Annotated in this window: 22 protein-coding genes and 1 tRNA gene; 16 read left to right on the forward strand and 7 right to left on the reverse strand. The window is 56.0% G+C overall.

The window, feature by feature from the left end:
- The first annotated feature begins 245 nt into the window (after positions 1-245).
- Both J7413_RS01025 and J7413_RS01030 read left to right on the forward strand, forming a co-directional pair.
- A complete protein-coding gene (locus J7413_RS01025; RefSeq protein ID WP_209095579.1) occupies positions 246-2,009 on the forward strand; it encodes a glycerophosphodiester phosphodiesterase in 1,764 nt (587 codons plus the stop codon).
- Positions 2,002-2,565, forward strand: coding sequence for a hypothetical protein (locus J7413_RS01030; RefSeq protein ID WP_209095581.1), 564 nt, complete (start codon positions 2,002-2,004; stop codon positions 2,563-2,565). The genes J7413_RS01025 and J7413_RS01030 overlap by 8 nt, the downstream gene beginning before the upstream one ends.
- 7 nt (positions 2,566-2,572) lie before the next feature.
- Here the strand turns inward: J7413_RS01030 and J7413_RS01035 are convergent, their stop codons facing one another.
- From J7413_RS01035 to J7413_RS01045, 3 genes are read right to left on the reverse strand one after another with little or no spacing between them, the layout of a single operon-like run.
- Positions 2,573-3,154: an HD domain-containing protein gene (locus J7413_RS01035; protein WP_209095583.1), complete on the reverse strand. Its 582-nt coding sequence runs from the start codon at positions 3,152-3,154 to the stop codon at positions 2,573-2,575.
- Between the two features lie 5 nt (positions 3,155-3,159).
- Positions 3,160-3,402, reverse strand: coding sequence for a hypothetical protein (locus J7413_RS01040; RefSeq protein WP_209095585.1), 243 nt, complete (start codon positions 3,400-3,402; stop codon positions 3,160-3,162).
- Positions 3,402-4,058, reverse strand: coding sequence for an alpha/beta hydrolase (locus J7413_RS01045; protein ID WP_209095587.1), 657 nt, complete (start codon positions 4,056-4,058; stop codon positions 3,402-3,404). Before J7413_RS01045 ends, J7413_RS01040 begins: the two co-directional genes overlap by 1 nt.
- Before the next feature lie 161 nt (positions 4,059-4,219).
- Here J7413_RS01045 and J7413_RS01050 point away from each other — a divergent pair, with 161 nt between their 5' ends.
- From J7413_RS01050 to J7413_RS01115, 14 genes are all read left to right on the forward strand, one after another.
- Complete coding sequence (locus J7413_RS01050) at positions 4,220-4,702, forward strand: Rrf2 family transcriptional regulator (RefSeq protein ID WP_209095589.1); 483 nt, start codon at positions 4,220-4,222, stop codon at positions 4,700-4,702.
- 2 nt (positions 4,703-4,704) lie between these two features.
- The gene (locus J7413_RS01055; protein ID WP_209096711.1) at positions 4,705-5,748 is read left to right on the forward strand and encodes a cysteine desulfurase family protein; all 1,044 of its coding nucleotides are present in this window, start codon (positions 4,705-4,707) and stop codon (positions 5,746-5,748) included.
- 36 nt (positions 5,749-5,784) lie between these two features.
- Positions 5,785-7,308, forward strand: a complete 1,524-nt coding sequence (gene sufB, locus J7413_RS01060) for a Fe-S cluster assembly protein SufB (protein ID WP_209095591.1) — start codon at positions 5,785-5,787, stop codon at positions 7,306-7,308.
- 2 nt (positions 7,309-7,310) lie between these two features.
- Positions 7,311-7,580 (forward strand): hypothetical protein, encoded by a 270-nt coding sequence (locus J7413_RS01065; RefSeq protein WP_209095594.1) that lies wholly within the window; start codon positions 7,311-7,313, stop codon positions 7,578-7,580.
- 62 nt (positions 7,581-7,642) lie between these two features.
- Complete coding sequence (gene sufC, locus J7413_RS01070; protein ID WP_209095596.1) at positions 7,643-8,398, forward strand: Fe-S cluster assembly ATPase SufC; 756 nt, start codon at positions 7,643-7,645, stop codon at positions 8,396-8,398.
- On the forward strand, positions 8,398-9,684 hold the full coding sequence (gene sufD, locus J7413_RS01075) for a Fe-S cluster assembly protein SufD (RefSeq protein ID WP_209095598.1): 1,287 nt from the start codon (positions 8,398-8,400) through the stop codon (positions 9,682-9,684). Before sufC ends, sufD begins: the two co-directional genes overlap by 1 nt.
- On the forward strand, positions 9,684-10,169 hold the full coding sequence (locus J7413_RS01080; protein ID WP_209095599.1) for a YIP1 family protein: 486 nt from the start codon (positions 9,684-9,686) through the stop codon (positions 10,167-10,169). Before sufD ends, J7413_RS01080 begins: the two co-directional genes overlap by 1 nt.
- Positions 10,166-10,747, forward strand: a complete 582-nt coding sequence (locus J7413_RS01085) for a YIP1 family protein (protein WP_209095600.1) — start codon at positions 10,166-10,168, stop codon at positions 10,745-10,747. Before J7413_RS01080 ends, J7413_RS01085 begins: the two co-directional genes overlap by 4 nt.
- A gap of 1 nt (position 10,748) precedes the next feature.
- A complete protein-coding gene (locus tag J7413_RS01090) occupies positions 10,749-11,969 on the forward strand; it encodes a cysteine desulfurase (protein ID WP_209095601.1) in 1,221 nt (406 codons plus the stop codon).
- Positions 11,970-12,024: 55 nt separating this feature from the next.
- A tRNA-Arg gene (locus J7413_RS01095) sits at positions 12,025-12,101 on the forward strand.
- A gap of 298 nt (positions 12,102-12,399) precedes the next feature.
- A complete protein-coding gene (locus J7413_RS01100) occupies positions 12,400-12,672 on the forward strand; it encodes a hypothetical protein (RefSeq protein ID WP_209095602.1) in 273 nt (90 codons plus the stop codon).
- Positions 12,672-12,830 carry a hypothetical protein gene (locus J7413_RS01105; protein ID WP_209095603.1) on the forward strand — a complete coding sequence of 53 codons (159 nt, stop codon included), beginning with the start codon at positions 12,672-12,674 and terminating at the stop codon, positions 12,828-12,830. The genes J7413_RS01100 and J7413_RS01105 overlap by 1 nt, the downstream gene beginning before the upstream one ends.
- Complete coding sequence (locus J7413_RS01110; RefSeq protein WP_209095604.1) at positions 12,831-14,864, forward strand: sialate O-acetylesterase; 2,034 nt, start codon at positions 12,831-12,833, stop codon at positions 14,862-14,864. It begins immediately after the preceding gene.
- Positions 14,865-15,410: 546 nt separating this feature from the next.
- Positions 15,411-18,560 carry a calcium-binding protein gene (locus J7413_RS01115; protein WP_209095606.1) on the forward strand — a complete coding sequence of 1,050 codons (3,150 nt, stop codon included), beginning with the start codon at positions 15,411-15,413 and terminating at the stop codon, positions 18,558-18,560.
- A 13-nt stretch (positions 18,561-18,573) separates the two neighbouring features.
- Here J7413_RS01115 and J7413_RS01120 read toward each other — a convergent pair whose 3' ends face one another.
- From J7413_RS01120 to J7413_RS01135, 4 genes are all read right to left on the reverse strand, one after another.
- On the reverse strand, positions 18,574-19,170 hold the full coding sequence (locus J7413_RS01120; protein WP_209095608.1) for a nucleotidyltransferase family protein: 597 nt from the start codon (positions 19,168-19,170) through the stop codon (positions 18,574-18,576).
- A gap of 62 nt (positions 19,171-19,232) precedes the next feature.
- Positions 19,233-21,650, reverse strand: coding sequence for an FAD-dependent oxidoreductase (locus J7413_RS01125; protein ID WP_209095610.1), 2,418 nt, complete (start codon positions 21,648-21,650; stop codon positions 19,233-19,235).
- Between the two features lie 229 nt (positions 21,651-21,879).
- Positions 21,880-22,290 (reverse strand): Fur family transcriptional regulator, encoded by a 411-nt coding sequence (locus J7413_RS01130; RefSeq protein ID WP_209095612.1) that lies wholly within the window; start codon positions 22,288-22,290, stop codon positions 21,880-21,882.
- Positions 22,291-22,393: 103 nt separating this feature from the next.
- A complete protein-coding gene (locus J7413_RS01135; protein ID WP_209095614.1) occupies positions 22,394-23,236 on the reverse strand; it encodes a PhzF family phenazine biosynthesis protein in 843 nt (280 codons plus the stop codon).
- Positions 23,237-23,260: the final 24 nt, after the last annotated feature.

The following is a 23,260-nucleotide window of genomic DNA, read 5'->3' on the forward strand; positions in this document are numbered from 1 at the left end:
ACTAAAATTTCGTAACGCCTGGCGTGATTGAAAGAAGCGGGAAAGAGGCGTCGCGTTGGGGTAACTTTACCCCAGTTGCCCCCTGAGTGCGACCTGTGGGTCGGGCATATAAGGCGGCTCGACCATTTGCGCGGCGGTCGCTACGATCATTCTATTGATTTGAGCGATTGGGGGTGCCGATGCGGCATGTAACGTCAGAAGTCTTAAGGCATTATGCTATGTCCTGGCATTTGCGGGTGCCTTTTGTGAAATCACATCTGGTTTTCAATCTGTTGCTTGCAGCTGTGTTTGCGCCATTGATGGCGGGAACCGTTTTTCTGGCGCTGAAGTTTTCGGGCAAGCCAGCATTGGCGGATTTCGACATTGCCTACTTCCTGCTGTCGCCAATCGGTTTTCTGGCTGGGGTGTTGCTGGCGGGCATGGCGATGGTGCTCTTGACCCTCAACCTTTCGTTTATGATGGCAGTGGCGCTGCGAGATCGGGTTGGAAAGTCACATGGGCTATGGGACGGAATCGATCTGGTGATGCCACGGCTGCCCGCTGTTCTGGGACTGGCCGTGCAGATTGCAGTGCGTCTGTTGCTGATTGCGGCGCCGTTTCTGGCACTGGCGGGGGGCGCGTTTTGGTATTGGTTGAGCGCCTATGACATCAACTATTACCTGAGCACGCGTCCACCGGAGTTTCAGACTGCCGTTGCTGTGATTGGGGTGACACTGGCGGTGATGCTCGCTGTGCTGTTGTGGCGCAGTCTCGCTTGGGTTCTTTCGCTGCCCTTGGTGCTGTTTGAAGAGGCGCCGGCATTGGCCGCGCTCCAGAAGAGCCGGCGCTTGATGGCGGGGCGGCGCTTAGAGTTTGTTGCGCATATTCTGGTTTGGGCGGCGGTTGGCGCCGTGGTGAGCGTGATCCTATTGGGGGTCGTTGGGTTTGGCCTGCAATTTGGATTGGATGTCTTGGCAGACAATCTTCGTGCAGCGGCCACCTTCCTCATTGTTGCTGTGGTTTTCTGGTCGGTTCTGAACTTATTTCTAACCTCATGGACAACAGGAACGCTGGCGTTGACGTTCCTTGATGCGACGGACTGGCCTGAGCAGGTCGCGCAACGCAAGGCGCTGGCGCCTCGTGGGCTTTTGATCGCAGTGGTGGCTGTTGCGGGCCTTTTTGCGGGTGTCGGTGGCGTCGGTGTGGCGGGACTGGCGCAGGTGGATGAAACCAGACCTGTAGAGGTGATCGCGCATCGGGGGGCGGCGGGTGCGCGCCCAGAAAACACGATGGCCTCAATTCTCAAAGCGATTGAAGATCAGGCGGACTGGGTTGAAATCGACGTTCAAGAAACGGTGGATGGCGCTGTGGTGGTGATGCACGACAGCGATTTCATGAAACTTGCGGGCAATCCGCTGAAGATCTGGGATGCGTCGCTTGCCGATCTGGAAGAGATCGACATCGGCAGCTGGTATGACCCGGCCTATGCAGAAGAGCGCGTTCCGCTGTTGCGCGACGTGCTGCTTGCGGCAAAGGATAAGGCTGGCGTGATCATCGAGTTGAAATACTATGGTCACGATCAGATGCTTGAGACGCGTGTCGCGGCAATTGTCGAGGAAACAGGCATGGCAGATCAGGTCCAGCTGATGTCGCTGAAATATGATGCGGTGCAAAAAATGCATGCGCTGCGCCCGGATTGGTCCGTTGGTCTATTGGCGTCTGCGGCGCTTGGCAAAATGTGGGAGCTTGATGCGGATTTTCTGGCAGTGAACAGCGCGACAGTGTCTTTGAATCTGGTGAAGTCGGCCCAGGCTGCGGGCAAGCGGGTTTATGTCTGGACAGTGAATGACGCGTTGTCGATGTCTGGCATGCTGTCGTTGGGGGTGGACGGGTTGATCACAGATGAGCCGGCGCTGGCGCGAGAGGTTCTGGCAGATCGCAAAACGCTCTCTGGTATTGAGCGGATGATATTGGGGCTTGCCGGGCGAATTGGTCTGGATGTGCAGGGGGGCAGCGACGCCGATGCTTGAACATATCAGGCTGGGGCTGCTGGTTGTGCTGTTTCCGGTGCAGGTGGGCGTTGCGGCGGCTGAAGAGGACGCGCGGGTGTCTGTCCCGGCAAAGGTCGAGATCTGGCGGCACAGTCGCTTGGAGCAAGTGCGGCGGGCGACGCCGGATGCGTTGCAGCCCTTCACCACCGATGGCTGCTCTGGCGGGATGTCAGCCGCTTGGGAGGCGTTGGCCGAACAATCGCCTTGGTTCTATGAGGTTTTTGAGACGCGCGCGCCTTGGCATCACTGTTGCGTGATCCATGATCGGGCCTATCATCTTGGGGGCGATGATCCTGCGCCAGAGGCGGGATATTGGGCCCGTGTCACTGCCGATGAGGCGTTGCGTGCCTGCGTTCAAGAGGTTGGCCGGACACAAAGCGATGCGCTGGCTGCGCAGTATGGGCGCGATGCGGAGGAAGTGGCGGCGATTATCACCTTTGTCGGTCAGCGGATGTATGAAGCTGTGCGCCTTGGCGGATGGCCGTGTTCAGGGCTGACCTGGCGCTGGGGCTATGGCTGGCCGCAGTGTTGGTGAGGTGCGCTTAGGCGCGACCGTCAAACCACGCAGCAATGCGGGCCTTGAGATGATCCCAGATCGCAGGTGCGCCTTTGGCGACTTTCCAGCCGACGCGATCTTCAAGCTGTTCGCGGGTGACGTTGTATTCGGGCCACGTGCCGCCATCGGTTTCAAGATTGCCGATCACCGGCTGCACACGGTCTATGCTTTTGGCAAAAACAGCGTCGTCTGTTTCGGCCGCTTCGAATTCATCCCAGAGGGCACGCAATTCGGTGGCTTGATCGGCTGGCAATAGGCCGAAGATTCGATCTGCCGCAGCGCTTTCGGCTGCTTCCATCGCGGCAATGTCATGGTCGCCGTGAATAGGGCTGTCGCCCACGTCGATTTCCACAAGATCATGGATCAGCAACATGCGGATCACGCGGTCAATATTAATGTCACGATTGGCGTGTTCGCCGAGGATCAGCGCATAGAGCGCGATGTGCCAGCTGTGGCTGCCGCTGTCTTCGTGCCGATGCCCATCCAGCACCTTGGTGGCGCGATACACAGATTTGAGTTTGTCCGCCTCAGTCAGGAAGGCAATTTGCTGGCTGAGGCGATCGCTCATGTGTCTTAATTTTCCGCAGCTGCTTTGGCCGCGCGGGCGGCTTTGACTTTGTTAATCAGAAAGGCGCGGGCCTTTTCTTCGGACATGCGCACGCGCACTTCGGTCAGAAAGGCCTCTTCGAGGGTCTGTGAAGACGCCGCCAATACATTGCCAACCTCTACAAAGATACGATCATCACCCAGCTCTTTTTGGGCTTTGAGCGTGTCTTCGGCGAGTTTGGCGGCCAGCGTCTCCAGAGACGAACTCATCAGCGGCTGCTTTCCGTCAGGCGCCGTTTCACATAGTCGGTCACATTGCCGGTGAGCTGATCCATATACTCATCGGTTTCAAAAAAGTGACCCGCACCGTCGATTTCGGTGTGCGTGATGGTGATGCCTTTTTGCTCGTGCAGTTTGTTCACAAGGCCGTGTGTCTCTGCCGGGGGCGCGACACGGTCATTTTTGCCATTGATGATCAAGCCAGAGCTCGGGCAGGGCGCGAGGAAGGAGAAATCATACATGTTGGCAGGCGGTGCCACGGAGATGAATCCGGTGATTTCTGGGCGGCGCATCAGCAGTTGCATGCCGATCCATGCGCCAAAAGAGAACCCAGCGACCCAGCAGTGCTTGGAGTTGTTGTTCATTGACTGCAGGTAGTCGAGTGCGGAGGCCGCATCAGACAGCTCACCCACGCCTTGGTCGTATTCGCCCTGTGAGCGGCCCACACCACGGAAGTTGAACCGCAGAACGGTGAAACCCATGTTGTAGAAGGCATAGTGCAGATTGTAGACGACCTTGTTGTTCATCGTGCCGCCAAATTGCGGATGCGGATGCAAAACGATGGCGATGGGAGCGTCTTTTTCTTTCTGCGGGTGGTAGCGGCCTTCGAGGCGGCCCTCTGGTCCTGGAAAAATCACCTCAGGCATGTTTCTCGTCAATCTCCCTCAGAAAGGTTGCCGGCAATTCTTGACGAATTACCTCTGCTACCTTAGAACGCTTCTAAATCGTGTGGCGCTTGTGCGCCATGCAGGTTCTAGCGACTTAAGCTCAGATGCGGCTGAGGTCAATCAGTTCGAGGGAGTCTGATATGAAACTGTCGACAAAAGGGCGCTATGCGGTCGTTGCATTGGCTGATATTGCGTTGCAGCCCGCGGAAAACCTCGTGAGTTTGAATGAAATTTCCAAACGTCAGGATATTTCATTGCCGTATCTGGAGCAGTTGTTTGTGAAGCTGCGGCGTGCTGGGCTTGTGGAATCTGTGAGAGGGCCGGGCGGCGGCTATCGTCTTGCACGTCCCAGCTCAGAGATTCGGACAGCAGATATTTTGGCGGCGGTTGATGAAACCGTCTCAGCGCTTCATACGGGCGCAGGGGCCAGCGGAGGCTCCAGCGGATCGCGTGCGCAATCCATGGCAAACCGCCTTTGGGAAGGGCTTTCCGCGCATGTGTATGTGTTTCTGCATCAGACACGGCTGTCTGACATAGTGCAGAACGACCTCGCACCCTGTCCGGCTGTGCCGACGCTGTTCTCTGTCGTGGATGAAGGCGCAGATGCTGCGGAGGCTGAATAAGCCTGATGCGCGCCTATCTGGACCATAACGCCACCACGCCCCTGCGTGCTGAAGCGAAAGACGCGATGATCGCGGCGATGGATGTGGTGGGAAACCCATCCTCTGTGCATGGCGAAGGACGCAAGGCCAAGAGTCTGCTTGAGCGCGCGCGGGCCGAGGTCGCCTCGGCTTTTGGAGCGGATGGGGCGGATGTGATCTTCACCTCCAGCGCGACCGAGGCTGCGGCTTTGGCGCTGCGGGGGCGCGATTTGCTGGGTGCGGATGTGGAACATGACGCGGTTGCGGCGTGGACCTCCGGCACTTTGGACGTTGATCGCGATGGGCGCGTTGCAATTGACGATCCGGCCCAAAGCTGTGTGCAGCTCGCGAATTCGGAAACCGGTGTGGTGCAGGATTTGCCCGAGGGACTCGCGGTCAGCGACATGACGCAGGCGTTTGGCAAGTTGCCCGTCGCCTTTAACTGGAGCGGCGCGCAGATGGCGCTGATCTCTGCGCATAAACTTGGTGGACCGAAAGGCATTGGCGCGCTGGTTGTGAAACGCGGCACAGATGTTCCTGCGCAGCTTTTGGGCGGTGGGCAGGAAATGGGCCGCCGTGCGGGCACAGAAAACATCATTGGCGCAGCTGGCTTTGCGGCTGCGGCCAGTGCCGCGGCACGGGATCTGGCGGATGGTGTCTGGGATCGTGTTGCGGAACTGCGAGATTTGTTGGAGGCACGCCTTGAGAGTGAGGCGCCCGGTACCATCTTTGTTGGGAAGGGCGCCAAGCGCCTGCCCAACACAAGCTGTATTGCCACCCCCGGTTGGAAAGGGGAAACGCAGGTGATGCAGATGGATTTGGCAGGCTATGCGGTGTCTGCCGGATCAGCCTGTTCGTCGGGCAAAGTTCGGGCGAGCAAAGTGCTGACCGCAATGGGCTATGACACGCCCACAGCCGCAGGAGCAATCCGGGTCAGCTTGGGGCCCGTAACAACAGAAAACGATGTGATGGGGTTTGCTGATGCCTGGCTCTCCATCCAGAAGAAACACCTTGCCCGTTCCGCTTAGGGATTTGGCAAGGCAGCGAACACATAGGAGTAGCAGATGGCGGCAATCGACCAGACGCAAGTAAAAGAAGGTGTCGATCAGGAGACCGTAGATGCCGTGCGCGAAATGGCGGGCAAATACAAATACGGTTGGGAAACCGAGATCGAGATGGAATATGCCCCCAAAGGGCTGACACCGGATATCGTTCGCCTGATTTCAGAGAAAAACGAAGAGCCTGAGTGGATGACCGAATGGCGTCTGCAGGCTTATGAGCGCTGGCTGACACGCGAAGAGCCAGTGTGGGCTATGCTGGACTATCCGAAAGTCGACTTTCAGGATCAGTATTACTATGCGCGCCCAAAGAGCATGGAGCAAAAGCCCAAGTCGCTGGATGAAGTCGATCCAAAGCTGCTCGCCACCTATGAAAAGCTGGGTATTCCGCTGAAAGAGCAGATGATCCTGGCGGGTGTTGAAGGCGCTGAGGATGCGCCTGCAGAAGGTCGGAAAGTGGCTGTGGACGCGGTGTTTGACTCCGTTTCTGTGGGCACGACTTTCCAGAAAGAGCTGAAAGAGGCGGGCGTGATCTTCTGCTCGATCTCTGAAGCGATCCGCGAGCATCCTGAACTGGTCAAGAAATACCTCGGCAGCGTGGTTCCGGTGAGCGACAACTATTACGCCACGCTGAACAGTGCTGTGTTCTCTGACGGCTCGTTTGTTTATGTGCCGCCAGGTGTGCGCTGCCCAATGGAGCTGTCCACTTATTTCCGTATCAACGCGGAAAACACCGGCCAGTTTGAGCGCACGCTGATCATCGCGGACAAAGGCTCTTACGTGTCTTATCTTGAAGGCTGTACCGCGCCACAGCGTGACACCAGCCAGCTGCACGCCGCGGTGGTGGAAATCATCATCGAAGAAGATGCTGAAGTGAAATACTCCACCGTTCAGAACTGGTTCCCCGGTGATGAGAACGGCAAAGGCGGCATCTACAACTTTGTGACCAAGCGTGCGGATTGCCGTGGCGACCGCTCCAAAGTGATGTGGACACAGGTGGAAACCGGCTCTGCGGTGACCTGGAAATATCCATCCTGCATCCTGCGCGGCGATGACAGCCAGGGCGAGTTCTACTCGATTGCGATCACCAACAACCACCAGCAGGCCGACACTGGCACCAAGATGGTGCATCTGGGCAAAAACACCAAATCGCGCATTGTCTCCAAAGGCATCAGCGCGGGTGTGGCGCAGAACACCTATCGCGGTCTGGTGTCCATGCACCCGAAAGCCAAGAACAGCCGGAACTACACGCAATGTGACAGCTTGCTGATTGGTGACAAATGTGGGGCGCATACGGTGCCGTATATCGAGGTGAAGAACAACTCTTCCCGTGTGGAGCATGAGGCGACAACCTCCAAGGTGGATGATGAACAGATGTTCTACTGCCGCCAGCGGGGCATGGACGAGGAAGAGGCCGTGGCGCTGATCGTGAATGGCTTTGCCAAGGAAGTGCTTCAGGCGCTGCCGATGGAATTCGCCATGGAAGCGCAGCAGCTTGTGGCGATCTCGCTGGAAGGCTCTGTGGGCTAACGATGGTTAAGGAGTGTGAGCAAAGAGAAGAGGTAAAGGTCTTCGAATACAACGCAAAAGAGGGTGCCCGAGCGGTTGCTTTCTGGTGGTTGTTTCGCAAGCTGCTTTTACCACTCATTCTTTTCTTCACACTCCTAGTTGTTGCAGCTTGGATGGAGAACGGTCCGATTGCAGGGCTACTGAGCGCAGCAATTTTCGCGACGCCAATAGTGATTTTGGTTCTTTTTTCTAAGGGCCAGTTCGAAAAAATAGCGCGTTACTTCCGCAAATGAAGATGAGCGCTAAAGAAGACAGACCGGGCGCTTGCGCCTGAGGAAACGCGAAGGAATAGAAAATGTTGGAAATCAAAGGCCTGAAGGTCAAACTGGAAGAAGAAGACAAGCAGATCCTGAAAGGTGTGGATCTGACAGTGGAAGCGGGCAAGGTGCATGCGATTATGGGCCCGAACGGCTCTGGCAAATCCACCCTGTCTTATGTTCTGTCCGGCAAAGACGGCTATGAAGTCACCGACGGCGCAGCGACCCTTGAGGGCGAAGACCTGTTGGAGATGGAAGCGGAAGAGCGCGCGGCGGCTGGCCTGTTTTTGGCGTTCCAATATCCGGTGGAAATTCCCGGTGTGGGCAACATGACCTTTCTGCGCACCGCGGTGAACGCACAGCGTAAGGCGCGTGGCGAAGAAGAGCTGTCTGCGGCGGACTTCCTCAAAGAAGTGCGTGCCAAAGCCAAGACCCTGAAGATCGACGCCGATATGCTGAAGCGTCCGGTGAACGTGGGCTTCTCTGGCGGTGAGAAGAAGCGCAACGAGATCCTGCAAATGGCGATGCTAGCGCCAAAGATGTGCATCCTTGATGAGACCGACTCTGGTCTGGACGTGGACGCGATGAAGCTGGTGTCTGAGGGCGTGAACGCGCTGCGTGATGAAGGCCGTGGTTTCCTTGTGATCACCCACTATCAGCGTCTGCTGGACCACATCAAACCAGACGTAGTGCACATCATGGCGGATGGCCGTATTGTGAAAACCGGCGGCCCAGAGCTGGCGCTGGAAGTTGAAAAGAATGGCTATGCCGACATTCTTGCGGAGGTGGCATAATGGCCGCTTTGGCAAAGAAGCAAGAGGCAACGGCGGCCCGGCTGGGCGGGCTGAGCCTGCCAGCGGGTGGCCAGTGGGCCACAGAGGCACGCGAGGCGGCATTGAGCCGTCTCAAGGATATGGGCCTGCCGGATCGTCGTGACGAATACTGGAAGTTCACGCGCCCGGACACGCTGACCCAAGCAGAGGCGCCTGAGGCAGCTGTGTTTGAGACTGGCGAAGCGCCATTGTTTGATGATTTCGACCGCATCAAGATCGTGTTTGTCGACGGTGTGTTTGACGCCGACGCTTCTGACGATCTGGTGGGCGAAGCGGTGACAATCGAGCGGCTGGCGGATGTGGCCTCCAAAGATATCCATTGGGCCAAAGAGCTTTATGGACAGTTGGAAGCCAAGGGTCAGACTCCGGTTGAGCGGCCGCTTGCGGCGATGAACACCGCCTTTGCCACCGATGGCGTGGTGATCCATGCGACCGGTAAGGCAACAAAGCCGATCAACCTGATCTACCGTCACAAAGAGACCACGTCGGATGCGATCCTGCACCATGTTGTGAAACTGGATGCGGGCGCGGAGGTGACCATTCTGGAGAACGGTCCAGCGGCGGCGCGTTTCAACAAATCCATGGAAGTGGATGTGGCTGATGGTGCCGCGTTCCATCATGTGCGGGCGCAGGGGCGTGATCATGAGCGTCGCGCGGTCACACATCTGTTTGGGCGTCTGGGCACCGAAAGCGTGTTCAAATCGTTCACGCTGACTGTGAACGGCCGACTGACCCGCAACGAAGCGGTGCTTGAGCTGACCGGTGACGATGCCATGGCGCATGTGGCGGGCGCGTGTCTTGGGGATGGGGATTTCCATCACGATGACACGGTGTTTGTCACCCATGACGCAGTGAACTGTGAAAGCCGTCAGGTGTTCAAAAAAGTGCTGCGTAATGGTGCTGTTGGCACATTCCAGGGTAAGATCCTGGTGCAACCGGGGGCGCAGAAGACCGATGGCTATCAGATCAGCCAGTCGCTTCTGCTGGATGAGGATGCACAGTTCCTCGCCAAGCCAGAGCTTGAGATCTACGCTGATGACGTAGCATGCTCGCATGGCTCCACCTCCGGTGCCATTGACGAAGATGCGCTGTTCTATCTTCGCGCGCGTGGTGTGCCCAAAGACATCGCAACAGATCTTCTGGTGATGTCCTTTGTGGCAGAAGCTGTCGATGAAATCGAAAGCGAAGAGCTGAGAGACGCCATGCTTGCACGCCTTGAAGGCTGGCTGGAGCGTCGGCGCGGCTGATGTCGGTGACGCAAGACATTGTCGCCAGTTACCGCGCGCCGCGTCAGGTGGTGCGCCGGTTGCTGGCGATGGGAGAACGGGAGGATCGCGCCTTTGCGATCCTCATGGCCGCCTGTGCGGTCATTTTTGTTTCGCGCTGGCCTGCGTTGGCGCGGCAGGCACATTTTGAACAGATTGAGCTGAACCCATTGCTTGGTGGCAGCCTGTTTGCCCTATTGTTTATGTTGCCTTTGTGCGCCTACATCATCGCCTTTGTGACGCATCTGGTGCTTAAGGTGGTCGGGCGCAAACAAAGTGCTTTTGGCGCGCGGATTTCCCTGTTTTGGGCGATGATTGCGACCGGGCCTTTGTATTTGCTGGTGGGGCTTGTGGAAGGCTTCATGGGCGAAGGGGTCGCATTGACCATAGTGGGCGCAGTGTGGTTTGCGGTGTTCATGTGGATTTGGATTTCCGGATTGATTGAAGCGGGCAGAGTGAACGCATGAAAGAACAACTAGGCGCTTTGTTTTGGCTCACGATACGTGACCCGGCCGAGGCGGCACTGGCGATTATGAGCCGACCCGTTGCACGCCAGATTGGCTGGATGATTTTGACGCTTGGCATCATTTTAAATGTGCTTGCACATTTTCTGACGCTGGCGATTTTTCCAGCCCCTGCAGATCTGTATGTGCCCATGCTACAGACGCCCTTCCTCTATGCAGGGGTGATGGGCAGTGGTCTGGTGATTTTGGTTTATGCGTTTTTCTGGGGCGGTCAGGCGATTGGTGGCCGGGGCCGGTTTGACGATCTTTTGCTGGCGTTGGGTTGGCTGCAGTACATGCGCTTTGTTGTGCAGCTGCTTGTGCTGGTTCTGATGGTTGTTTTGCCCGGGCTGGCGTTGCTCGTGTCACTGGGCGTCGGGCTGTATTCGATTTGGATCGTCTTGCATTTTGTCAATGTGATCCATGGGTTTGGCAGCCTTGGGAAGACCTTTGTGCTGCTATTGTTTACCTCGATGGGTCTTGTGCTCGCCATGTCATTGCTGTTGTCAATCACAGCCACAACTTCGATAGGGATCTCCTGAAATGTATGATGTTGAGAAAATCCGCGCAGATTTTCCGATCCTGAGCCGAGAGGTGAACGGCAAGCCGCTGGTCTATCTGGACAATGGGGCGTCGGCGCAGAAGCCCAAAGTGGTGATTGATGCCATCACACAGGCCTATGCTGCAGAATATGCCAATGTTCACCGTGGGTTGCACTATCTCTCAAATCTGGCGACCGACAAATATGAGGCGGTGCGGGGCATCATTGCCAAATTTCTGAACGCCAAAAGCGAAGACGAAATTGTGCTGAACTCCGGCACCACTGAGGGCATCAATATGGTGGCCTATGGCTGGGCCATGCCGCGTATGGAAGCGGGTGACGAGATCGTGCTGTCGGTGATGGAACACCACGCCAATATCGTGCCGTGGCATTTCCTGCGCGAGCGGCAGGGCGTAGTCATCAAATGGGTCGATGTGGACGCCACTGGCGCGCTGGATCCGCAAGCGGTGATTGACGCGATTGGCCCCAAAACCAAATTAGTGGCGATCACGCAGTGCTCCAATGTTCTGGGCACCATGGTGGATGTGAAAACCATCACTGCGGCGGCTCATGAAAAAGGCGTGCCAGTGCTGGTGGATGGCTCGCAGGGATCTGTACACGCACCTGTGGACGTGCAGGACATCGACTGCGACTTCTACGCGATCACCGGGCACAAACTTTATGGGCCCTCCGGATCCGGCGCGATCTACTGCAAGGCAGAGCGGATGGCCGAGATGCGCCCCTTTATCGGGGGCGGCGATATGATCAAGGAAGTCAGCAAAGAAGCTGTCATCTACAATGATCCGCCGATGAAGTTTGAAGCAGGCACACCGGGCATTGTGCAGACCATCGGTCTGGGCGTGGCGCTGGAATATATGATGGATCTCGGCATGGAGAACATCGCTGCGCATGAGGCGGATTTGCGGGACTATGCGGTGCAAAAACTCGCTGGGCTGAACTGGCTGCAGGTACAGGGCACGACGGCCAATAAAGCGGCGATTTTCAGCTTCACGCTGGACGGCGCAGCGCATGCGCACGACATTTCCACCATTCTGGACAAGAAAGGTGTGGCCGTGCGGGCAGGGCACCATTGTGCCGGACCGCTGATGGATCATCTGGGTGTGTCGGCGACATGCCGGGCCAGCTTTGGCCTTTATAACACCACCGAAGAGGTGGACGTGCTGGTGGACGCGCTGGAACTCGCTCACGAACTCTTTGCATAAGCACGCATTTTGCGATTGCGGGGCGTAGCCACACTGGCTATACCCCAACGAGAAAGCACCCGTAGCTCAGCTGGATAGAGTGTCGGCCTCCGAAGCCGAAGGTCACAGGTTCGAATCCTGTCGGGTGCGCCATTCTTCCCAATTTTATACATCGCCCGAGCGTTGGGCGCTTGCATTCCATCTCATGGGTGCGATCACGCATTCGTTTGGGGCAAAGGCACGCGACTTAGGTGTTGCGTGTCTTGCTGGCTGCGTGCGGGCGCTTAAAGGCTCCTCAATGCAGGCGCTTCATTGCTTAGGCGCACTGCGGATTTGATCGAACAGACCAGCTGCTTTTTTGGTTTGTCGTGTTTGCGCGGCAGAGGTTTCAACATGCAATGGCGTGGTGTTGGCACAGCGGACACCTCCAATCGAGTGAAGGAGAACCCCCATGGGCAAAGACCGATTTTTGGGCATTACCAGCACGACAGGGCCAATCAGCTATGGCTTCGCGGTGAGCCCGAGCGACGGCACGGATCTGGAAGAGGTGACACGCAGTTTGATGGTGGCCACGACTGGCGATGTACGGGTCACATTGATGGATCAGGCTGAAGGCGACTCTTTGACATTGCCTGCGTTGCAGCCTGGGGCGCTCTATCCCTTTCGCGTGAAACGGATCTGGGCCAGTGGCAGCTCCGCCGGCGGCATCATTGGATTGGTGTGATGATTGGCGTGGGGATTTCAATTACGGCGCTTTTTCCAGTGCTTGGGCAGCAGACCAGTCTGCGGCGCGAACAGACAGGTGACGTGACGGTCCTGTCGATTGGCGTGTGGGAGCCACGGGTGACACGCGAAGAAAACGGCAATGTAGTGGTGGGTTAAATGGGTGATTTTGAATATAGAATTAACGGTGGCGCGTGGCAGTTGGTGGCGGGGCAAACCCTGCCGTATACAATTGCGGCGTCTGAGGATGATGCTGTTGACGTGCGCGGTATCGGTGAGATTGTGCAAGCAGGTGCCTACCAAGATCCGGTGGTCACACCGCCGGACCCTGATGCGGATGCAATGCTTCTGTTCGTTACGGGGCAGTCCAACAGTCGTGTGGCGGGGACGTCCTCCGCGACACCGCCTGCGCGGTATACGGATGGATCCTTGGGCGCGGTGTTTTCTTTTGTGGATGGCGTAAGTGAAACTGACGGACAGTTTCAACCCTACGATGTCACAACCAACGCCGACCCTGACAACAGTGGAACGGCCTGGGGAGCGGAGGCTGAGTTTGTTTTTCAGATGCGCGAGGCGGGTGATACACGCCCTGTATATGTTGTGAAACGCGCCCGGAATGGGCAGAATTTATACGACCAATGGCACCCGGATACCGCCGGAGGGCAATTTGACAGTCTGCGGGCGAAAACCGCGCGTGCACGTGCCTTACTGGCCGATGCGGGCGTGACGATTGGGCCAGAGGTGCTGATCTGGAACCAAGGTGAAGCGGACGCCAGCCAAGATTTTTCCGCGGCCTCTTATGAAGCAAATTTGTCGGACTGGTTCGCCGCTGTGCGGGCTGAGATCACCACCGGTTTGATAGTTGTGCAACGCATTCGTCCATTGGGATACGGGGGGAGTGATGGGGTCGCAACCGAAGCGGGCTGGCCGCGTGCGTGGACCGTGAGAGAGGCGCAGATATCTGTTGTGGCTGCCGACGCCAATGCGATCGCTGTTGATACTGATTTTATCCCTTCCAATTTTGGCAATATCCACCCCAACGAGCCATGGATCGAAGGATTGGGCGCGCGGTCTTACGCGGCTTACATTGGTACGTATACTGCCGCCTTTGGGCCCCTAAGCGATGCTGTTCCAGCGGCCTTTGATTTTGCGGATGTGCAAGATGTTGCAGCAGGGCAGATCATTACGTCGAACGCTGTATTGCTGACCGGCTTTGAGCGTCGGACAGCGGTTTCTGTGACCGGAGGGGCGTTTCGCACATTGAACAGCCTGAACGGTGACAGCGTCGTTTCTGATTGGGGGACCGTTGGAATGATCGATCCCTTCCAGAAGATCCAGCTGCGTACCACATCAGGGGGGCTGGATAGCACTGTGACTGTCTCTTTAGATGTGGGTGGCACTGCTGCGGACTGGGCTGTTTCCACGGCGTCTGCCACGGCATCGTTTGAACCGGAGACAGATGCCTTTGCCGCGCAAGCCGTGGCGAACGGAGGGGTCACCCTGTCCGGCGTGCAGAAAGATGCGTTGGATGCGTTCTATGTCGCCGCAAAGGCGAGCACATGGTGGCCCAAGATGCGCAGGCTTTATGTCTCGCTTGCTGATGTGGTCTCTTCTGGCATGGATCTGAAGGAGCCATCGGTGTCGCTTGCTCAGGTAGGCAATCTAGCTTCAGACCATTGGGTGTGGGCAGCGGGACAGGGTTGGAGCGGGTTGTCAACTTCGAACGGAGGTCTTGATATGGGATTTGCCCCCGTGTCAGAACCTGACTTGCGCAACAATATGAGCATCGGTGTCTTTTGTTCGTCGTTTTCGACCAACTCTGCGCCCCTCTTGTTGTCCAAGCCCGGACAGGAGAATTACTTGCGCGCCACTGCCAATGGGCAAGCGCGCGGACGGGTCAATCAGGGGAGCAACACAACATCAGGGTCCGTACTTGGGGCGAATGGATGGGTGGCTGCGGTGCGCACAGATGCAGGCAGCCTTCGTCTGTATCACGAGAGTGCGACGCCAATTGATACGGAACCAGATGTATCTGTTTTGCCTTCTGACGGTGCCTTTGAGATCGGAAACTCTTCCGGAACATACGGAAACGGATCGGTTCTTGGTGCGTTTGTTGGGGAAGCAATGAGTGGTGCTGAGCTGGTGGAATTGGCCAGCGCGGTGGACACGCTCCATGGGGCGTTTGGGCACTGACCCGAACGCCGCACTGGCGCGTTTGGGTCGTAAATTGATTCCTTTCGGTGGAAAATCCGTTTCCAATCAATTTGAAAGCTCTCCTTAAGGGAGAGTTTTTTTATTTGGAGATTCAATTGTGTCAGCCATTTAGAAGCACCGCGTCCAAACTGTGGTTCAAATGTGGCAGGAATGGGGCGATCAGAATCTTCTTAAAATTTTGAAAACGTCGCGAGGAAATTCCGCAAATGTGTTGATGTAAAAATATCAAAGTATATCAGCAGGTTGTGTTGTTTATTGGTTGGTGTTGAGTGGTTGTTTTAAATTTGAAGTAAGTTGAATTTTCAATCTTTTAGCTTCCTTAATTAAAAAGACCTACCAATGAACGTGGGATTTGTAACGGCCTTTGGGGGCCTTATCGTGGGGATGCAGTCATGTTTCTCAGACAGAATAGTATTGCCGAGCCTAAGGTGCTTTGTTTTTGGGGTGTTCCGCCAAATGGGCGGTCGACCTTGCGCGTGGAAGTGAGCCACCACGTAACCTAACAGCCTTTCTGAGGACAGTTTGATGCCTATCACCATTACTGTGGATCGCAGTAGTGCACCGGTAGAGGTGCGCGCGGACATGTTCGGGGCCAACCTTTTGGGGACAACCAATGAGGTGGATGGGGTTCCGACCGAACAATATGTGGAGGCGATCGACGCCATCGGATCAACACGGCTTCGGTATCCTGGTGGTCGTGCGGTTAGTGAGAATATCATCGAACTCGATCGCTCTGAAAGCGGCACAGAGCAGCTGCGCGAAGATCTGAGAAACTACCTGGACTGGATCAAGGAAACCGGTCACCGCACCACGCTTGTGGTGCCTGCGCTGGCGCCGGAACACGCCAACCAGCAGGATGTGCGAGACTGGGCAAATCTCGTTCTGCGTTACATGGGTGACAAAGCCGAGCAGATTGTTGGCTATGAGATTGGCAATGAATTCTGGCAGAACATTGATGAGAAACAATACGGTGAATATGCGCATGACATTGCAAATGCGCTGAGCGGGGCAACCTTTGGCGGCTATCAGCCTGAGATCTGGGTACAGAGCTCAAATATTGTTGGCGATGGGTCCAATTATAAAGGTGGCAGCTTTGGGTCGGTCAGTGACGCGGATGCAATTGCTGCGATGCAGCATTGGGACAGAGATGTGCGCCCTGATGACTGGTCTGACAGTCAAACTGCTGAAGAGTACTATAAGAGCCTCAATGGGTTTGAAAAACGCATTGTCAAAGGCAACCTTGAGCTCATCGAACAACTGGATGCCGATCGCGATATCACCAATGGGTTTCAAACCGACAAGGCGTCAGGCGCCATTGATGGGGTGATTGCACACTACTACTTTGATGATGAAGTAGAAGGCTATGACTTGAGTGCAAATTCAAGCCGATCGGAGCTTAAGAACCTTGATCTGCGTCTGGCCACTTGGGAAGGGATGATACAGACGGATCTGGACCTTCAGATCACCGAATGGAATGTTGAAATTGGCCATTGGTCGTTTTTGGGTTTGCGTGCCGCTGGGGCGCTTACGGAACAGTTCCACAGCATGGTGGAGTTGGGTGTAGACGCGGCTGATTTTTGGACCATTCGTCACAACACGGCCTCTGCGATTGCAGGCGGCAACAACGATGCCGGACCCGTTGATCTGACACCTGCTGGGGTCGTCTTGTCGCTGATGACAGAGTCGTTGCATCCCAAAAATGGCGAGATGTATGCGGTTTCGTTGTCTGGATTTGATCCGCGTGAGTTGGAGGTGAATGCCTTCACCAACGGCTATCGCAGCGTGATCTATGTGACCTCTCACAGCCAGGAGTTCGGCAAAGATTTTGTATTGGATCTGTCTGATTTGGCTGCTGTTGCAGAAAATTGGAGTGGGCGGATCGTTGGCATAGCCGATGGGGCTGCCGATGGTTTGAGCGACAACGCGGCTTATGATGAGAATGGCAAGCTGGTTTCGCGCAATCCACGTCGTTCAATCGATCAGAATGAACTGGACGAGCTGAAAGACGTGCTTGGCAACGCTTGGGATGACAGTTTGATCAAGGTCGTCGGTGGGGACGTTAAAACCTATCTGCCGCAACCTGAGTATATTCTGCTTCGACCGGGCGTGAAGACGCCAACGAGCCTGAATGACTTCTATTTTGCCACTGAAACAGACGTTGCCGGCAAAATCACAAATGTGTCGCAGGCTGAGCTTGGCAGGAATGTTTCGTCCCTGACGGCGACGCTCAATCCCTATGAAGTGATTGAGATTGTCATTGAGCATGAAAACATTGTCGCGGGTACGAATTCTGCTGAAGTCTTGGAAGGCGGGGACGGCGAAGACGCCTTTGATGGCAACGGTGGGAATGACTATCTGAATGGGCGCGACGGCAACGACAATCTGATTGGCGGCACGGGAGACGACACCGTAATTGGGGGTCGTAACAACGACAATTTGGAAGGTAAGGCCGGTAAAGATCGTCTGTATGGTGGCAGTGGTGATGATCGCTTGGTTGGTGGTGACGGCGATGACTATCTGCGGGATGAAAACGGCCGCGATACATTCATTGGCGGTGCAGGCAATGACACGGCATCCTATTGGGGGCACCACTATGGCGTTTATGTCGACCTGCACACCGGCAAAAACAACAGCAAGGACACCTACAGCAGTATCGAAAATCTGTGGGGATCCAATGAAGCCAATGACACGCTGATTGGAAGCCGTGGCGACAACTTGCTGTATGGCGCTGCGGGAGATGATCGGATCTACGGCAGGGCAGGGGATGATACGCTGCAGGGCGGTGATGGCGACGACTATCTTCGTGATGATAATGGCCGCGACGTGTTTGAAGGTGGTGCTGGTCAGGACACAGTGTCTTACTGGGGGCACAAGTATGGCGTGGCCGCGAGCTTGACGACCGGGAAAAACACCAGCGGGGACCGCTATGAGAGCATCGAGCATTTGCTTGGGTCCAACATTGCGGATGATCGTTTCTATGGCAATCAGGTTGCAAACCGCCTTGATGGAGCTGGTGGCAATGACAGTTTGCATGGGTATGCGGGCAACGACACGCTGATAGGCGGCGACGGCACCGACCGGCTTTATGGTGGTGATGGCAACGACCGGCTGGAAGGCGGCGCGGGGGATGACTATCTGCGCGACGACGACGGTAAAGATGTTTTTGATGGTGGCGCTGGGTTTGATACGGCCAGCTATTGGGGACACAAAAGCGGAGTGACGGTTAACCTGCAAACGGGCAAAAACTCAAGCTCTGATACCTATGTCAGCATCGAAGGTGTGGTTGGATCGCAAGAGGCCAACGACCATCTTAAGGGGGACTCTGGTGACAACTACATTCGCGGGGCCGCAGGTCATGACACTCTGATCGGTGCGGGCGGAGAGGACACGCTGCGCGGTGATGCAGGCAATGATCGCATGTCAGGCGGTGCTGGCGCAGATGTTTTTGAGTTCCACAATGGTTTTGGCCGCGATGTGATCACAGACTTTGCTTTAACAGGCGCCGCGGATGTGCTGGACTTCTCGGAAGTGACGGAGATCAAGAGCTTTTCTGATCTGATGTCCAATCACGCCAGTCAAGACGGCGATGATGTGGTCATTTCCCTGGGCAGCCATCGCATCACCTTGCAGGATGTCGATCTCGACGTTCTCAATGGGGATCATTTCATGTTCTGATCACCAGAACGGCTTATGTGCGGTGGCGTTCTGCGCGCCAGCTTTCCCATTGCTCGGGCGTGTCCAGATCGACCAAGGCATGATTTTCCGGTAAGGGAACCAACGTGATGGACTGTTTGTTTGCCTTCAGAACATCGCGCGCGCCCTTGTCCCCCGAAAGACGGAGAAGTTCGGGAAAGAAGCGTCGTGGGAATAACACGGGATGGCCGGGAACTTGCGCGGCTGTTGCGCCGCGCAGAATGGCCTCAGGCGTCGCTTTAAGCGCGTTTATCATCGTCTGAAGGTCAAATTCCTCGATTTCGGGCATATCAGCAGGCAAAATCATCACCGCTGTTGTTTCATCTGAAAGCGCCGCGACCCCGGCGCGCAAACTATGGGCCATTCCGTTGTCTGCATCCGGCACAAAGACACTTTGCACAGAAAGACCTGCGAGCGCTTCCATACGGTTGGGTTTGTCCAACGGCAGAGCCACCATCACGTTGGCCCCTGTGGCCAAGGCGCGGCTGGTGATGATGCGCAACAGCGGGGCGCCCTCAATGTCTTCCAGCAGTTTGTCACCACCGCGCATGCGGGAGGATGACCCAGCGGCCAGCACGAGAATTGTCAGCATGGTGCCTCTAACTTGATCCGGACGGGGTGACCGACGTTGCCGCCCCGTGATGTGGAGGAACTCTACCCGCGCATGCGCGTGCCGTCTGCATCAAATAATGGGGCGGTGAGGATCTTGGCCGGACACATCGTGCCAAGGATTTCGATTTCGACTTCCAGGTCAGCCGTGATCTGTTGGCTGGGAACAAAGCCGATGGCGATGGATTTCTGTGCGTGATGCGAGAAGCCTCCGGAGGTGCAAAAGCCCACCACGTCACCATTGAGCCAGATCGGCTCATAGGCGTGCACGTCCGCGTCTTGCGTTTTCACCTCAAAGACGCAGAGCTTGCGGGCTGTGCCGTTTGCTTTTTCGTATTCAGCGGCCTTGCGTCCGATGAAATCTCCCTCTTTCTGAAACGCGATGAAGCGATCAAGACCAGTTTCTGCGGCGGTATAATCCGGCCCGTATTCTGAAAGCCAGGAGCCAAAAAATTTGTCGAGCCGCAGTGACATCATTGCGCGCATGCCAAAGGGGCGCATGCCATGCGGGGCGCCAGCGTCCCAAAGGGTTTTCCAGAGTGCGCGTTGCCCCATTTGATCGCAGTAGATTTCAAACCCCAGATCACCGGTGTAGCTGACCCGCTGGACGATACAGTCAACCATACCAATGGTGACAGGACGGACATCCATAAATTCCATGTCAGACACATCGCTTCGGGTACAGGCCGTCAGGACTTCGCGGGCTTTGGGGCCAGCGATCTGGAAACCTGTGAGCCGGTCTGACACGTTTTTAACCAGCACGCCCTCGGCCTCGTTCTGCTCAAACCACCGCATGTGATAGGCCTGTGCGCCGTAAGACGCAGTCAGCTGGAACGCGTCCTCTGAAAGACAGGAGACGGTGAAGTCGCCGATCAGGCGGCCTTTGTGGGACAGCATCGGTGTGAGGCTGAGGCGACCAGGTTGTGGGATGCGGCCTGCCATTATTCTGTTGAGCCACTGGCGCGCATTTGGACCCGTGACCATGTATTTTCCAAAATTGTGGACTTCGTTGATGCCTACGGTCTCGCGCACAGCTTTGACTTCTCGGGCGGTCGAGGCGAAGGCGTTTGAACGCCGGAAAGACGGGGTTTCATAGCGGGGTTCATCGTCGGCTGCGAAGTAGTTGACAACTTCCAGCCCAAATTGGTGCCCCCAAACAGCGCCCATTTGGTCAAACACATCATACATAGGTGTCTGGCGGAAGGGACGGGCGGCTGGAAGCTCTTCATTGGGGTAGGAAACGGAAAATCGTTTCTGGTAGTTTTCAATCACTTTGGGGCGGGTGTAGCCCGGTGTGATCCAGTCGCCAAAGCGGGCGCAATCCATTGCGAAGGTGTCGCGCTCACATTCGCCTTCGACCATCCATTGCGCCAGCATCAGGCCAACGCCACCGCCTTGGCTGAAACCCGCCATCACTGCACAAGCTGACCAGTAATTGCGCATGCCGGGCACGGGGCCGACCAGCGGGTTGCCGTCGGGCGCAAATGTGAAGGGGCCATGTATGACGGATTTCACACCCGCAGACTGCAATGCTGGAAAGCGCTTGTAGGCGAAATTGATGCTGTCTTCGATCTTGTCGAAATCATCTGGCAGAAGCTCATGGCCAAAGTCCCATGGGGTGCCATCAACTGCCCAAGGACGGCAAGGCTGCTCGTAAAAACCGATGCAGAGGCCGCGGCCTTCTTGGCGTAGATAACTTTCCCCTGCCGGGTCCATCACATGGGGGTGTTCTTTGCCGCCGGTCATCATGTCGACGATCAGCGGTACATCTTCGGTGACAATGTATTGGTGTTCCATCGGGTGCAGCGGGAAATACACGCCTGCCATGGCGCCGACTTCGCGTGCCCAGAGGCCCGCCGCGTTGACCACATGCTCGGCATGAATGGTGCCTTTGTCGGTTATCACATCCCAGCTGCCATCTGGACGTTGTTTGGTGGCAAGTACTTTTGTGTGGGTTTTTATGGTCGCTCCGCCAAGGCGGGCTGCCTTGGCATAGGCGTGGGTAGTGCCGGATGGGTCAAGATGTCCATCAAGCGGGTCATACAGCGCCCCGATGATGCCCTCAATATTGGTGGCTGGTGCGAATTTTTGCACCTCGTCCGGAGTGAGGATTTCGGTTTCTAAACCCATGAATCGGTGTTTGGCGCGCTCCGCCACCAACATATCAAAACGATCGCGATTGTCGGCAAGCGTCACCCCGCCTACGTGGTGCAGGCCGCACGACAGGCCGGTCAGCTCTTCAAGCTCTCGGTAGAGTTTGATCGTGTAGCCCTGCAGCGCAGCCATGTTTGTGTCGCCGTTGAGTGTGTGAAATCCCCCGGCGGCATGCCACGTAGAGCCTGAGGTGAGTTCGTTGCGATCAACCAACATCACATCTGACCAGCCCAGTTTGGTCAGATGATAGAGAACCGAACAGCCAACAACGCCACCGCCGATAACTGCCACACGTGTTGTCATCTGCATGCCGTACTCCATCCTGTTTGTGTCTTATGAAACGAACAAGTCACTGGCGACGGCATGTCGAAAAACGACGAAAATGGTCGCAATTGGATACCCTGAGGTGGGTGACGTGACCACAGATGCGCCACCCGGCTTGGACACAAGTCGCTTTGCAACAAAAAGACCCACTGTGGTGCAGCGGGCCTGTTTGATGATTATTCAACGATGTTGGCTGTGCCGGGCACACCCTTTTTTACTTTTTTATTGGCACTCCGTAGAGTTCCAGACGGTGCCCTTTCAGTGTGTAGCCTAGTTTTTGTGCGATTTTTTCCTGCAAAGCTTCGATTTCTGGATCAACAAACTCAATGACTTCACCAGAATTTATGTCGATCAGATGATCGTGGTGCGCCCGCTCTGCATCCTCATAACGCGCGCGTCCGTCTCCAAATTCATGTTTGTCGAGGATTCCAGCCTCTTCGAAGAGCTTCACCGTGCGATAGACTGTTGCAAGCGAGATTCCTGAGTCTCTTGCGGAGGCGCGCGCATAGAGTTCTTCGACATCAGGATGATCGTCGCAGTCCTGCAAAACAGCAGCAATGGTTCTGCGTTGTCCTGTCATGCGCAAGCCTTTGGCTTCGCAGCGTTCTATGATGGTATCGCCCATGATCGCTCGTTTTAGATGCGTTGTTTTTCTGGCTTTCCTGTCTATCCAAAGACATATTCAATTTCTACAGCAATTTGCCAAGATATCTGGGGAAAACTGCGGTTTATAGGGTCAGTTGGCCTGACATGACACGTACAGCACTTCCCGCGACTGTAACGCCGGTTTCATCTGCCCTTACATGGATCTTGCTGGGTCGCCCCATATCCTCTCCCTGTGTGATGGTAAGAGTGACAGGTGCGTTTTCAATCCTGTGCAGCAATGCGCCGAGTGTGGCGCAGGCGCTGCCCGTGGCGGGATCTTCGGGGATGTTGTCCAGTGGGGCAAACATACGGGCATCCACTTGGTTGCCGTCACGCACATAGGCGAATTGCGCAAAATCCAGACCAGAGGGGTATTTGGCATGGCCTTCCCGGAAGGCAGCGACATCTGTGGACAGACTGGCGAGCACGTCACGGGATTTGACCTGAGTGATTGTAAAGGGCAATCCAACGGATGCCATGACAGGCGGGTGCGTCGCAAAGACGATGTTGTCGGTGCGTGTGCCAAGTGCGGCGGCGACCAAAGCAGGGTCTGGCTCCGCCTGCAGGTCCAATGCAGTGGTGGTGACAAATTCGGCCTGCCGGCCATCTATCTTGCACGATATTGGTCCAACCCCCAGTTCGAATGTCAGATCGTTCCCCGCGCCTTCGTCAAAGAGCGCAAGCGCCGTGCCAATCACGGGGTGCCCCGCGAAAGGGATTTCCATTGTTGGCGTGAATATGCGCAGTTTTGCAGTATGTTTGGGGTCCACTGGAGGAAAGACAAAGGTGGTTTCAGAGAAGTTGAACTCGCGTGCGATTTTTTGCAGCTGCTCCTCCGGCACCGCGGTTGCATCCGGGATGACGGCAAGTGGGTTGCCGCCAAACGCAGCCTCGGTAAAAACATCATAGACAAAATAGTTGGTCATGTTTGGCCCCTCGGCTGTTTGTTG

The organism is Shimia sp. R10_1, assembly GCF_017744095.1.
Taxonomy (GTDB): domain Bacteria; phylum Pseudomonadota; class Alphaproteobacteria; order Rhodobacterales; family Rhodobacteraceae; genus Shimia.